The organism is Spirosoma koreense, from assembly GCF_054777875.1.
In genome coordinates, this window is the sequence record NZ_BAAHAC010000029.1 from 625,835 (window position 1) to 639,148 (window position 13,314).

The 13,314-nt window shown below is 51.9% G+C and carries 9 protein-coding genes; 7 read left to right on the forward strand and 2 right to left on the reverse strand.

What is annotated here, in order from left to right; translation table 11 throughout:
• Positions 1–186: 186 nt before the first annotated feature.
• The 3 genes from ACYVC2_RS30485 (at position 187) to ileS (ending at position 4,954) form a co-directional block, all read left to right on the forward strand.
• Positions 187–624: a hypothetical protein gene (locus ACYVC2_RS30485; protein WP_461109151.1), complete on the forward strand. Its 438-nt coding sequence runs from the start codon at positions 187–189 to the stop codon at positions 622–624.
• A gap of 158 nt (positions 625–782) precedes the next feature.
• Positions 783–1,211 carry a hypothetical protein gene (locus ACYVC2_RS30490; protein ID WP_461109153.1) on the forward strand — a complete coding sequence of 143 codons (429 nt, stop codon included), beginning with the start codon at positions 783–785 and terminating at the stop codon, positions 1,209–1,211.
• Positions 1,212–1,438: 227 nt separating this feature from the next.
• Positions 1,439–4,954, forward strand: coding sequence for an isoleucine--tRNA ligase (ileS, locus tag ACYVC2_RS30495; protein ID WP_461109155.1), 3,516 nt, complete (start codon positions 1,439–1,441; stop codon positions 4,952–4,954).
• 84 nt (positions 4,955–5,038) lie between these two features.
• Here the strand turns inward: ileS and ACYVC2_RS30500 are convergent, their stop codons facing one another.
• Positions 5,039–5,626 carry a hypothetical protein gene (locus ACYVC2_RS30500; protein ID WP_461109157.1) on the reverse strand — a complete coding sequence of 196 codons (588 nt, stop codon included), beginning with the start codon at positions 5,624–5,626 and terminating at the stop codon, positions 5,039–5,041.
• A gap of 211 nt (positions 5,627–5,837) precedes the next feature.
• Here ACYVC2_RS30500 and recQ point away from each other — a divergent pair, with 211 nt between their 5' ends.
• From recQ to ACYVC2_RS30515, 3 genes are all read left to right on the forward strand, one after another.
• On the forward strand, positions 5,838–7,970 hold the full coding sequence (recQ, locus tag ACYVC2_RS30505) for a DNA helicase RecQ (RefSeq protein ID WP_461109158.1): 2,133 nt from the start codon (positions 5,838–5,840) through the stop codon (positions 7,968–7,970).
• A 182-nt stretch (positions 7,971–8,152) separates the two neighbouring features.
• Positions 8,153–9,220, forward strand: coding sequence for a lytic transglycosylase domain-containing protein (locus tag ACYVC2_RS30510; RefSeq protein WP_461109740.1), 1,068 nt, complete (start codon positions 8,153–8,155; stop codon positions 9,218–9,220).
• Between the two features lie 163 nt (positions 9,221–9,383).
• Positions 9,384–10,631: a lytic transglycosylase domain-containing protein gene (locus ACYVC2_RS30515; protein WP_461109160.1), complete on the forward strand. Its 1,248-nt coding sequence runs from the start codon at positions 9,384–9,386 to the stop codon at positions 10,629–10,631.
• A 257-nt stretch (positions 10,632–10,888) separates the two neighbouring features.
• On the opposite strand, the gene ACYVC2_RS30520 is transcribed toward ACYVC2_RS30515, so the two are convergent.
• A complete protein-coding gene (locus ACYVC2_RS30520) occupies positions 10,889–11,599 on the reverse strand; it encodes a GNAT family N-acetyltransferase (RefSeq protein WP_461109162.1) in 711 nt (236 codons plus the stop codon).
• Positions 11,600–11,984: 385 nt separating this feature from the next.
• Here ACYVC2_RS30520 and ACYVC2_RS30525 point away from each other — a divergent pair, with 385 nt between their 5' ends.
• A complete protein-coding gene (locus tag ACYVC2_RS30525; protein WP_461109164.1) occupies positions 11,985–13,307 on the forward strand; it encodes an MFS transporter in 1,323 nt (440 codons plus the stop codon).
• Positions 13,308–13,314: the final 7 nt, after the last annotated feature.

Below are 13,314 nucleotides of genomic sequence, written 5' to 3' on the forward strand. Positions count from 1 at the left end.
GCATTGTAAAAATAAACAAGCCGGTCGGCATATCCTATTGCCGCTCGATATCTCTATGAATCAACCTATTAATAAAACTTCCTCTTTACATTCAGCTTTTTCCTAAACCGGAACACGCTTCAAAAATCTCTGGCAAAGAAGCGTTGAATTCAGCGTTTTTCTCTTTTCGATACGGGGTTTCTCCCGTTGAATGGGTTGCCGAACCTGCCCACTTTTGTAGCGTACTATATCAGCAATTCGCAATGGAAAAAACAGCTCCACCCAGACCTGGCCAGGGTCACGCACGCCTTGAGCGTGGCCTCGACGAAACCTATCGTTCCCGTATCCAACCTTTATTATTCAGGCAAAAATCTATACGGCAAAAAAGAGGATAACGGCAAAAAAGATACGACGAGTTTTACGTCCGATGTAGCTCATGTGAAAGTAGGTTTACAGGTTATTCCAATCAAAAACATACTAAGCTTTTATGCAGACGTAAATTCCCTAAAAACGGTGGTAAACCGAGATCCGCTTATCGCTTATAATTCTGCACTAGCGAGCCGATTTACAAATTATTGGAACTTTGAAACAATTTTTTTCTGGCAAACGGGGCAACAAACTGTTGAAAGTATTCGTCGATTTTAGCTTTACGTTAGCTGACAGAAATACCAAGGTCGTTTATGCAACAAACGATGCCTGGATTCCCAGATTGAGTATCGGTGGCACAGCCTCATTTTAAAGCCATATAGATATCTCATTCTTAAAACTTATATAAGAATTTACGACACTATAATTTTATTTCTATGGACACGAACGAACTATTACAAGACATTTTACTCGGGGGTATATTAGGACTCCTCGGACAGGGTATTCGGGTGCTGGCGGGTTTAAAAAAACTTTCGGAGAGCAAAAAAGTAGCCGGAGAAGATTCATTTGACACTAGGCGTCTGATTGTAAGCCTACTGCTGGGTTTTATAGCAGGCGGAATAGGCGTTTTAACGCTTTTAAGCGACGATGGAAGTCTGAAACTGACCAGAGACGCCCTGCTTACGTTGATCGGGATTGGCTATGCGGGTGTTGACTTTCTGGAATCGTTTTTAACAAAATACATCCCTAAACCAGCGCAACAAGACCTGTCTGAAACGGCTCCGACAGAGGAAGATATAGCCAATGGCATGGCCAGGCCGAAAACGCTGGTACAAGTAGCCAAATTACCGTATTCCTCCAACTAGCCTGATCCAATCGCCCGATCAATACAGCTTGCGATCAGTTCGTCTGTGAGCCCCGAAGCCTGTTCAGTTCCGCTTTTTGTTACCCAATTGCTCCCCCGGTATTTTCAGCGAATATCGGGGGAATCGTTTTTTCAACAGGACTCACCAGTTATCGCAACGACCTGTGAACGTTATAAACTATACCCGTTGTTCACTTTTTATGGAGGTAGCCAGAAATGTGGACGCGTATGCAGCCCACCCTATGCGCTAAATTTCCGTATCTTTGCACTTATTTTTTTACCAAACAGGCCGTTCCGGATACGATCGGGAGCTACCTGCGTTGTTTGACCTTATCAGGCGTGAAGTATCAACAATATGACTCCCTCGATTACGCGCAGATCGCGGCCGAGGTACTGACCTACTGGAATCAGCATCAGGTGTTTGAGCAGTCCGTTGCCATCCGCGAGGGCCGCCCGAGCTTTACGTTTTACGAAGGCCCGCCATCGGCCAACGGAACGCCGGGTATTCACCACGTTATGGCCCGGACCATCAAGGATATCTTTTGCCGTTACAAAACCCTTCAGGGCTTTCAGGTCGAGCGAAAGGGCGGCTGGGATACCCACGGCCTGCCCATCGAACTGCAGGTCGAAAAAGAACTCGGCATTACCAAAGATCATATCGGCAAACCCGAATCGGAAGGGGGCATCAGCGTGGAAGACTACAATCGCAAATGCCGCGAAACGGTCATGCGCTTCACCGACCAGTGGAACGACCTTACCCAGAAAATGGGCTACTGGGTCGACCTGGAAAATCCGTATGTTACTTACAAAAACGAATACATCGAATCGGTCTGGTGGCTGCTGAAGCAGTTATACGATCAGAATCTACTGTATAAAGGCTACACCATCCAGCCATATTCGCCCAAGGCCGGGACGGGTCTGAGTTCGCACGAGCTGAACATGCCGGGTACCTACAAGGATGTTCGTGATACGACCATTGTGGCGCAGTTCAAAGTGAAACCCAGCGGCAAATCGGGTTTTCTTTTCTTCGATTCCGACGACGCCGATGTGTACATCCTGGCCTGGACGACGACGCCCTGGACCCTGCCGGCCAACTCGGCACTGACCGTCGGGGCCAACATCGACTATGTGCTGGTAAAAACCTACAATCCGTATACGCATAATCTGGTGCACGTAGTGCTGGCTAAAAACCTGGTCAGTCGCTGGTTCAACGAAAAGGGGCAGGTCGATTCGGCAACCCGACCATCTGCTTTCGATGCGTATCTGCCCACCGATAAGGTGATTCCCTGGGCTTTGGTATCGGAGTTTAAGGGCGAACACCTAGAAGGCATCGAATACGAGCAATTAATGCCGTATGTACAGCCCGACAAACCCGCTTTTAAGGTCATCCTGGGCGATTTCGTAACGACCGAGGATGGTACGGGCATCGTCCATACCTCGCCCACCTTCGGTGCCGATGACTTCCGCGTGGCGCAGGCAGCGGGTATTCCGCCCATCATGGTGAAGGATGAAACCGGTAAAGACGTACCGATCGTGGACAAACACGGGCAGTTCGTAGCCGAAATTACCGACTACGCAGGCCGCTATGTCAAGGAAGAATATTATTCCGACGAAGAGCGGGCCGATCCGGATTTCAAACCCACGGATGTGCTGATCGCCATCAAGCTGAAAGAAGAAAACAAAGCCTTCCGGGTAGAAAAGTACGAACACCCCTACCCGCACTGCTGGCGTACAGACAAGCCGATCCTGTACTATCCGCTCGATAGCTGGTTCATCCGTACAACAGCCAAGAAAGATCGGCTGGTCGAGCTCAATAAAACCATCAACTGGCAGCCCGAAAGCACCGGTACGGGCCGCTTTGGCAACTGGCTCGAAAACCTGGTCGACTGGAACCTGAGCCGCAGCCGGTTCTGGGGAACGCCCCTGCCGATCTGGCGCTCGGATATCGGGGAAGAAGTGTGCGTCGGTTCGGTCGATGAACTGAAAGAGTATGTGCAGAAAGCCCAGTGGAGCGACGCTCTGACCGGTGAGCAACGGCAGAAAAACGGCGCCTTTCTGGATAAGCTGACGACGCATGACTATGATCTTCACCGGCCGTATGTCGATGAGGTGTATTTCGTCTCCGCATCCGGGCGGGTAATGCAGCGTGAACCGGACCTGATCGACGTGTGGTTCGATTCAGGCGCTATGCCCTACGCACAGTGGCACTATCCGTTCGAGAACAAAGATGTGTTTGCCAACGCCTTTCCCGCCGATTTCATCTCGGAAGGTGTCGACCAGACGCGTGGCTGGTTCTTTACGCTGCACGCCATCGCGGGGATGCTGTTCGATTCAGTAGCGTTCAAAAATGTCGTGTCGACAGGTCTGGTGCTGGATAAAAACGGCAATAAAATGTCGAAACGGCTGGGAAATGCGGTCGATCCGTTTGCCACGCTGGCGCAGTACGGAGCCGATGCTACCCGCTGGTACATGATCACGAACGCCGAACCCTGGGACAACCTGAAATTTAACAGCGACGGCATCGGCGAGGTACAACGAAAACTATTCGGCACCCTGTCGAATACCTACAATTTCTTTGCGCTCTACGCCAACCTGGATCGTTTCTCGTTTACTGGGCGAACCGTGCCGGTGGCCAACCGCCCTGAGCTGGATCGCTGGATTCTCTCGAAGCTGCAGTCCCTGATTCTGGAAGTCGAGCAGCAGTTCGATAGCTACAACCCAACCAAAGCGGGCCGGGCTGTTCAGGATTTCGTCAACGACCAGTTGTCGAACTGGTACGTTCGGCTGTCGCGCCGGCGTTTCTGGTCCGGGGTAACGTCCGATGGAGAGATGACGACCGACAAACGAGCCGCTTACGAAACCCTGCACGAATGCCTTACCACGGTGGCGCAGTTGATGTCGCCGATCGCGCCGTTCTACGCCGACTGGTTGTACCGGAACCTGACCGAAGGTGCTACGTCGGTGCACCTGACGGATTTCCCCGCCGGTGACCGGGCATTGATCGATCTGGAACTGGAGCAGTCGATGGAAGCTGCGCAAGGTGTATCCTCGCTGGTACACTCGCTTCGGAAAGGACATAAACTGAAAGTGCGGCAACCGTTGAGCCGGGTGCTGATTCCGGTATTGAACCCCGATACCCGTCGGCAGATCGAGCACGTAGCCCCCATCATCATGTCGGAGGTCAACGTGAAAGCCGTCGAGTTTGTCGATGATGCAAGCGGTATCCTCAAAAAGAAAGTGAAACCGAATTTCAAGGCGCTCGGCCCCAGATTCGGTAAACACATGAAAGATGTAGCCGCTGCCATTACGTCGATGAGTGAGGTCGATCTGTCGACGCTTGAGCAGACCGGTATTCTGCGGCTGGCTCCCTATGATCTGCAATTGTCGGACGTCGAAATTCTGACGGAAGACATTCCAGGCTGGCTGGTTGCCAGCGAAAGTGGATTAACGGTGGCGCTGGACGTTAACGTAACCGACGAACTACGGCGGGAAGGCATTGCCCGTGATTTTGTCAACCGCATCCAGAACCTGCGAAAAGACCAGGATTTTGCCGTGACCGATAAAATCACCATTGCCCTGGAGCGGAACGACGAACTACTGGCCGCGGCCGTCGAAGCCAATCAGGAGTACATTCGGCAAGAAGTGCAGGCCGTTTCGCTCGATCTGGTGAATGACCTCAACGGGTCGGCCACCGAGATTGCGATGGACGAATTTTTATTACGGGTAAAAATCGACGTTGCCTGACACCCCCGTTCGCTATAAAACCAACGCCCCACCCAGAATATGCTCTGGGTGGGGCGTTATCGTTTCTGTTTGAGACTTAACCGGCTATTTTACGCTGCTTAGATAAGTTTTGTTGCCATTCTTGTTGATATAATATTTGCCACCCCGCGGGCCAGTCATGACTTTTTCGCCGTTCGGCCCTTTCATCGACGCATCTACGGGCGCTTTGTAGTCGGCTGGCGTAGCTTTTTCCTCCTTCATGGATGACTTCGATGCCGTTGCCATTTTATCGGTTCGGGTACTCTTATCCGTTTTATCGGCCGTCGCCGACTTGCTCATTTTATCATCTTTCAGGCCTGCGTTAGCGGCTGTGTTCGCCGTATTGTCGGCCCCACCCTTGGCAGCATTCTTTGCGGCTTTGGCGGCTCGGGCGGCTGCCATCCGATCGTTGATGGCCGCTTGCTTGGCCGGATCGACGGCGGCTGTGGCGGCCGTTTTAGCATCGGCTTTCGTTGCCTTGACAGCCTCTTTCGCATCTTTCTTTTCTGCCTTAGCGGCTGCCTTCGCCGATGCATCGGCTTCCTTCATTTCTTTTTTCGCCTTGTTTTTCGACGGCTTATCCTCCTGCGCTGCACCGCTGAAGCCAATAAGTAAACTGCATACGAAACACAGCATTGACAAAGTCTTTTTCATGGGTATTGATTTAGATTTGTGAAAAAATGGTGAAAATTTAGTCATCAGGGCAGAAAGTTGAGGATAAATTAACGAATAACTCCACCCAAATGACTTAAAATTTTCTTAAATTTGGTATAGCGTATAGTCGCTACAAATCAGCGCTTAGCCCGTCTCAACGACTTGAGATTATCGCCAATATCTACCTATTGTATAATAGGCCCAGCCATCAATGACCGTAACTACAAGCCCCAGTACGCAGAATCCTGCCGACTACCTCAAGCGATATTATGGATACGACCGCTTTCGGCCTATGCAGGAAGCGATTATCCAGTCGATTCTGAGCGGGCGCGATACAGTGGTGCTGATGCCAACCGGGGGTGGCAAATCGGTCTGTTTTCAGATTCCAGCCCTGATGCTACCCGGCCTTACGGTCGTTGTTTCGCCCTTAATCGCGCTGATGAAAGACCAGGTTGGTGCGCTACACATGAACGGTATTCAGGCCGCTTATTATAACAGCACCCAGACCGCTCGCGAACAACGCGATATAGAAGACGACTGCCTCAGTGGTAAGCTTAAACTGCTTTACGTTTCTCCGGAAAAACTGCTCACCGAATCGTTTTTCTCGTTTTTGCAACGGGTAAATATCTCCCTGTTTGCCATCGACGAAGCACACTGCATTTCATCCTGGGGACACGATTTTCGGCCAGAATACACGCAGCTGCACGTGTTGAAAGAGAAGTTCCCGACGGTGCCCACCATTGCCCTGACAGCTACTGCCGATAAACTTACCCGACAGGATATCGCCACCCGGCTCGGTATGATCGATCCAGCGGTATTCGTGGCGTCGTTCAACCGGACTAACCTGAGTCTGCAGGTACTACCTGGCCAGAACCGAATTCAGCAGATCATACGATTGCTTCAGCAAAAACCCGACACTTCGGGGATCATTTATTGCCTGAGTCGAAAATCGACCGAATCGCTGGCGGCTAAATTGCAGGAAAAAGGCTTTAAAGCGGCTTTTTACCACGCCAAAATGGACCCCGACGACCGCTCCCGGACGCAGGAAGCCTTTCTGCGCGACGATGTCCGGATTATGTGCGCGACAATTGCTTTTGGCATGGGCATCGACAAATCGAACGTGCGCTGGGTGATTCATTATAACCTGCCCAAAAATATCGAAAGCTTTTACCAGGAAATCGGACGGGCGGGCCGAGATGGTGCGGCTGCGCAGACAGTGTTGTTTTATAGCTTTGCCGATGTAGCCACCTATAAGGAAATGCTGTCCGAAAACAGTCCGGCAAACCTGGGACTCCAACTGGCGAAACTAGAGCGGATGCAACAGTATGCCGATGCGCACACTTGTCGCCGTCAGATTCTGCTCTCTTATTTTTCGGAAGAACTTTCGGAACCCTGTGGTAACTGCGACGTCTGCCGCGATCCTCGGGTAACGTTCGATGGCACCATTCTGGCTCAGAAAGCTCTTTCGGCGATCATTCGCACGGGCGAGCGGGTGCCCATGAACCTACTGATCGATATTTTGCGGGGGTCGCGCAGCCAGCAGGTACTACAGGGTGGTTACGATCAGGTAAAAACCTACGGTGCCGGACGGGATATTCGCTTTGAAGACTGGCGAAATTACCTCCACCAGCTTATCAACATCGGTGTGATCGAAATTGCCTACGATCAGCACTATGCGCTGCGCCGGGGCATCCTGTCCGATCAGGTGCTGTACGGTGGGCGTAAGATCGACCTTGTCCGACCTGACGATGCGCCTAAACCCGTCGTTGAGAAACCCCGCACTAAAACCGAAGCCCAGCGCGATGACCTGTTCGAGCGCTTACGTGTGCTGCGCAAAAAACTGGCCGACGCACAGAACGTACCGCCGTACGTTATTTTCACCGATACGACCCTCGAAGATATGGCACGCCAGCGACCGATTACGCCCGACGCCCTGCGGAACGTCAGCGGAGTGGGAGAGCGTAAACTTCAATTGTTTGGTAAGCCGTTTTTAGATGAGATTTCAGGCTACATCCGGGGGCGGGTACAGGCGGGCGAAAAGCCCAAAGGGTCGACGCAACTCATCACATTCGATCTCTATAATCGGGGATTGACACTGGAAGAAATCGCGGTCGAACGACAGCTTACGACCGGTTCCGTTGCGGGACATTTGGTGCAGCTTTCGCGATCTGGATACGCCATCGATTTATTGGCCCTGATTGACCCTGTTGAACGGCAGGAAATCGAAAAAGCGTTGGCTGTCATTGGCCTCGAAGAAGGCCGTTTAAAGCCTGTTTTCGATTATTTGGGCGGTCGTTACGACTACGGAAAACTTACGATTGTAGCCGGCTTAGCCGGCTTATAAATGCGCCCGTTTACCAGGACCATTGGATAATTCGCAGAGCGTTTTTTTGGTATATTGCAGAGTATCAACTACATTCGTATTAGCTTATTGGACTGGCCCGTCATTTTTGTACGGGCTTTCTCGTCTAAGTGTATCACATAAACCACGTTATCTTGATTAAAGAAGTAAGTTTTTCGTTGCTCATGGCCGCTCTGAAACCGGCCTTCGCGCTTCCCTATTTTGGAGCCGACACGAGCCGGTCGCTTCCGTCGTCAAATGGCCTGAATACCCCCGAATTATTAGTTGCCGACTCGACCAAACACCTGTTTCCTATTTATTTCTGTGGCGAAGAAGTCCCCGTCGATGAGCCACGCGTAGCCCGTCGGTGGGCCCAAACGCTGAAAGCCTATGGCGCACAGCAGGACTTTTTGTTCGACCTGCGCACGAAGGCGTCTACCTTTTTTCAGGTCATCGACCCGATCCTCCGCAAGTACAAAATCCCCCGCGATTTTCGGTTCATGCCGCTGGCCGAAAGTGCACTGATCAATAACAGCGTGTCGTACAAAGGCGCATCGGGCTACTGGCAACTGATGCCTGGTACGGCCCGCGAACTGGGCCTTACGGTTAATAAAAAGGTGGATGAACGCTACAACCTGCCCAAGGCCACTACAGCGGTCTGCCGCCATCTTCACCAACTGTACCGTGAGCTAGGTTCCTGGACATTAGTGGCGGCCGCCTATAACGGAGGCATCACCCACGTTCGGCACAAAATGGAACAGCAGGGTCACTCCAATTACTATCGGCTTCGGCTGCATCGCGAAACCAGCCACTATCTGTTCCGGATTCTGGCGTTCAAAGAATTACTCAGTAATCCGCGTCAATATTCGATGCTGCTGCAGGGTTCGACGCTGGCTCAGCTGATGAAACCTCTCCCCCGCTGGCACAAACCTTTGGCACTCACGAAAAAAAATAAAGATGCGCCAATCGTTGAGCTGGTTGACGACGAGTCGACCCTGGTTACCTGGGGCCCTCGCCCAACCAATATGGCCTTGACCAAAGCCCCCTCGGATACTCAGCAGCTCATTGCGCAGGCAGCTTCGATCAAAGTGCTTCCCAATGCGCCCGATGCTAATCTCGAAAAACAGGGGCCGCATTTTCCGATCCGGAAACTGATGATGGGCCTAATTGTACTTCGTTTTCGCCGGCCCCGTTTTCTGAGCTGGAAGCCAGGCCAGGGCAGCCGACCGCTCCATTTCTGGGACTGGATTTAAACAGGGATCAGTCGATTCGGTTACCATACAGGATGACGCAATCGAAGAGCGTACGTCATACCTCTATGCTATCCGAATTGGTTATTGCCTTGTGGACGATCTACTACGAACTAAACGCCGACGCCCGATCGTTGTCTATGGGTTCAACAAACAGCTTCTTATTTTGAACTCGATTTCACGATACGCTGCCCTGTTGATTTCGGGCGGGTTATTGCTGAACCAGTCGGTACTGGCCCAGCCGAAAGTAAGACCTATCAAACCCAGACAGGGGCACCCACTCGCCACAAAACCCCGGTTGTCGCCACAGGGGCTCAGCCCGCAACGGCTCCACTTCTGTGGTGAAATTGTTCCGACGGCGCAGGGCGACGTTTCTGCCAAGCTGGCTTTTGCTCTGGCCAGTAGTTCGGGGTATGTCCATCACGTCAATGCTTTAAAAGCCCGGTCGGCTCCTTTTTTTGCCGTTATCGAGCCGATTTTGCAAAAGCATAACATTCCGAACGATTTCAAATACCTGCCCCTGATCGAGAGCGCCTGGCAGGCCAATGTCGTCTCTTCAGCAGGTGCCGTTGGCTATTGGCAATTCATGGATGATACGGCTCAGGACATGGGCCTGTCTATCGCGCCGGATAACGACGAACGAACCGATTTGCGCAAATCGACGGAAGCGGCCTGCAAATACCTCAAATTTCTGCATTATAAACTAGGCTCCTGGACGCTCGTTGCAGCTGCCTACAACGGAGGGGTGGGTATGCTCCAGCGAAAGATTTCGAAAGTAGGGCACCGCGATTACTACTCCATGACCATGAATCCGGAAACCGGCTACTACCTCTACCGGATTCTGGCGATGAAAGAATTATTTACCAACCCGGCCTATGGTGTTGGTTCAGCCGGATTGCTGCTGGCATCGGCAGGAAATGCCTACGAACAGGAGCGCGAACAAGCCCGACGCATGGGCTGGCTCCAGGATGAAGACCCAGAACCCGTAGGCGTTCCTATCGAGTCGTTGTATGGGCCCACCACCTCGCACCGAAGCGAAGCCATTGTGATGGACAGTGTACTGACCGGGCTGCTCAAAAACCAAGGGGCTGCTGCCCCGGTTTTTATCGCCGATGTAGCTGCCCGGCTAGTTCAGGCTGGCCCGTTGAAGGTAGGACAAAGCTGGTCGTTTGCCCTAACAGAAGCCATTCAGATTGGCGAAGATGAACTTAAAGCGGGCGATATTATTTACGCAGTCGTCGACGATATCGATATCCGAGGAAATCTGTTTCTACGGGCAACCAAAGCCATTTCGGCACAGACTAAAACCACTATTCCTCTCACTCTGATCGCTATGGACCCCGCCACAGGCCTGGCCGGTGTGCCGCGTCCAAAAGCAATCAAGCCGGGCTGGGTTGTGCAGTGGAAACTGTAGAATGCCAGCTAAAATCGCTGACGGGGTTATTTGTATTTTTGTAGGCCCACTTATTGCTGTGGCATAAAAACTTCCCTGAATACGGTGAAAGAAGATGGTTATTACCAGGACACACCGCATGTCGAACCGGCTGGTCATACAGCCTATGTGGGGCTATTGGTAGTGCGATTTGTTAGGCCAGAAAAGATAATGAAACAGCGCTCCCCCAGGGGAGCGCTGTTTCAGGTATAGAATCAGGCACTTAGCGAGCCCACCGATCAGGCGGGTTCCAGTTCACGGTCCTGTTTGCTGGAACGCGAACGGTCTGATGGGTTGATGCGAAGCAAAATGCGTTTTTTGATGCGCATCCAGCGTTCATATAATTTGGATTCCTTCAGGAAATTCCATTTTTCATCTTTTTCTTCCTTCTTGTGCTCTTCCGGATCGTAAAGCATCCCCGTGCAAAGGCAGTGCTTCCGGTTGGTGCGCGTCAGAATGTCGAAGTTGGCGCAAGTCTGGCAACCTTTCCAGAAGGCTTCATCGCCCGGCAGTTCACTAAGAGTTACGGGTTGATAGCCCAGGTCGGAGTTGATTTTCATCACGGCCAGGCTCGTAGTGATTCCGATAATCTTAGCGGTCGGGAACATAGTTCGCGACAGTTCGAAAGCTTTAGCTTTGATGTGCGTAGCGATACCGCTCTTGCGATGGTTGGGATGGACGATTAGACCGGAGTTGGCCACGAACTTACCGTGCTCCCAAGTCTCGATGTAGCAGAAACCAACCCACTCGCCCGACAGGGTCATGGCGATAATGGCTTTGCCTTCGAGCATTTTCTCCATCACATAAATGGGCGACCGCTTGGCAATACCGGTTCCCCGGGCCTTGGCGCTCTCTTCCATTTCGCGGCAGATGGTTTCGGCCAGCCGCAGGTGATCTTCATTGGCGACCTGAATGATATATTGATCGTTAACTACTTCAGGGGTGATCATTGTCGTTTATTGGGCGGTTGTGAAGCCGAAAAAACGGACCGGAATGCCGTTGTACACAGCGTAGTCCGGTACTAATCTGTTGGTGAAAATTAAACGAGAAAAAAAGCGGAAACGTCTACCACATAGGCAAACAACATGAAATAGTCCTTTCGGACCTAAACCGAAATGGCGTAGTATGGAAGAAGGTCGGTATGTAAACGAGCTTGGCCATTGGTTTTACGCGAAAAAGCGGACAATGTTAGAGAGATTATCCGGGTCTTGCAATATCATAACGGATTTTTTTTAGTATAGTTCGTGAATGGTCAAAACATAATTCTTACTCAATAAGTCCTATACGTCCCGGCCGCAAAGCAACCCTCTCTGCTACTGGATTTTACTCTGACGTATGGCTGCTTCATTCGTAACATCTTCTTACCCGCTTACCCTCAGCCGAAGCCAGCCATTACGGTATTTCGTTTTTTTTTACCTCTACGTGATGCAGGGGTTACCCGCTGGTTTTTCTCTGACCGCGTTGACCAACTACCTGACGGCCGAAGGCGTAAAACCAGCCATTACCGGTTCCTTCGCGGCTGTTGCCGGACTGCCCTGGGCATTTCAGTTCATTTGGGGGCCACTGATCGACCGGTATCAGCGCTCACCGATGGGGCGTCGGAAACCCTGGGTGGTTGGGGCGCAGGTGCTGGCGTTTCTGGCCTCACTGGGCATTTTACTGGTCGACAACCCCCTGACGCAGGTGTCGGTGCTGGCCTGGCTTTTCTTTGGTCATAGCACGTTTGCCGCCATTCAGGATGCCAGCGTCGATGCAATGGCGATTACGGTTATTCCTGAAGATGAACGTGGCCGCGTGAATGCCTTCATGCGGGGTGGATTTCTGATCGGTACGGGGCTCGGTGCGACCATATTCTCACAAATTCTGCGCTCGTCGGGTTTTTTCAGCGCGGCCCTAACACAATCGCTTTGTCTGTTAGCCCTGACGCTACTAACCTTTTTTATTCGGGAACGGCCCGAAGATCAATTGCTTCCTTTCTTTGGGCGTCGCACTGACAAAACTGCTGAAATCGAGAGTCTGCCCCTGCCGACTACAGAACCCGATTTTCGGTGGCTGTTTACGGAATTATTCAAAGGGTTATTTTCCAGAAGAAGCCTGCTGCTATTTGGAGCTGTGGTAGCGGCTTACGTCAGCATCAGTCTCTTTCTGCGCGCTTACAACTATCATCTGATCCAGAAGCTGGGCTGGGCCGACACGTCGGTTTCCCTCCTGACGGGTACCTATGGCATGCTCGTCGCAACGGTCGTAGCGCTGGCGGGCGGTTTCATCGCCGACCGCATTGGCCCGCGTCGGTTGCTGGTTGTCGTGCTGGCCGGCGTGGCTGCTTACCTACTCATCTTCAATAGCCTGTCACCTTTCTGGATACAGCGTGAAATAGCCCAGACCGGTCTGGTAGCGCTGTATTTCATGGACCCCAGCATTAGTGTGGCCGCCATGCCCCTGCTAATGACGCTCTGCCGGAAAGGCATCGAGGGCTCGCAGTTTACAACCTACATGGCTTTTGTCAATCTATCCGACATTGCCGGATCGTTTCTGGCAGGACACGCCCTGGCTTACGTTCAGGCACCCACACTTGGTTTACTGGCTGGTGGTCTGGCCACGGTCGCTACCATCAGCATCTGGCTAACGCTTCGCTATTATCGGTCGATCCATCCGTAGTTCTGCC

Excerpts from the sequence above, each read along its gene's own strand:
- ACYVC2_RS30490 (WP_461109153.1), top strand. The coding sequence starts at position 783 with ATGGACACGAACGAACTATTACAAGACATTTTACTCGGGGGTATATTA.
- ileS (WP_461109155.1), top strand. The coding sequence starts at position 1,439 with ATGCAGCCCACCCTATGCGCTAAATTTCCGTATCTTTGCACTTATTTT.
- ACYVC2_RS30500 (WP_461109157.1), bottom strand. The coding sequence starts at position 5,626 with ATGAAAAAGACTTTGTCAATGCTGTGTTTCGTATGCAGTTTACTTATT.
- recQ (WP_461109158.1), top strand. The coding sequence starts at position 5,838 with ATGACCGTAACTACAAGCCCCAGTACGCAGAATCCTGCCGACTACCTC.
- ACYVC2_RS30510 (WP_461109740.1), top strand. The coding sequence starts at position 8,153 with ATGGCCGCTCTGAAACCGGCCTTCGCGCTTCCCTATTTTGGAGCCGAC.
- ACYVC2_RS30520 (WP_461109162.1), bottom strand. The coding sequence starts at position 11,599 with ATGATCACCCCTGAAGTAGTTAACGATCAATATATCATTCAGGTCGCC.
- ACYVC2_RS30525 (WP_461109164.1), top strand. The coding sequence starts at position 11,985 with ATGGCTGCTTCATTCGTAACATCTTCTTACCCGCTTACCCTCAGCCGA.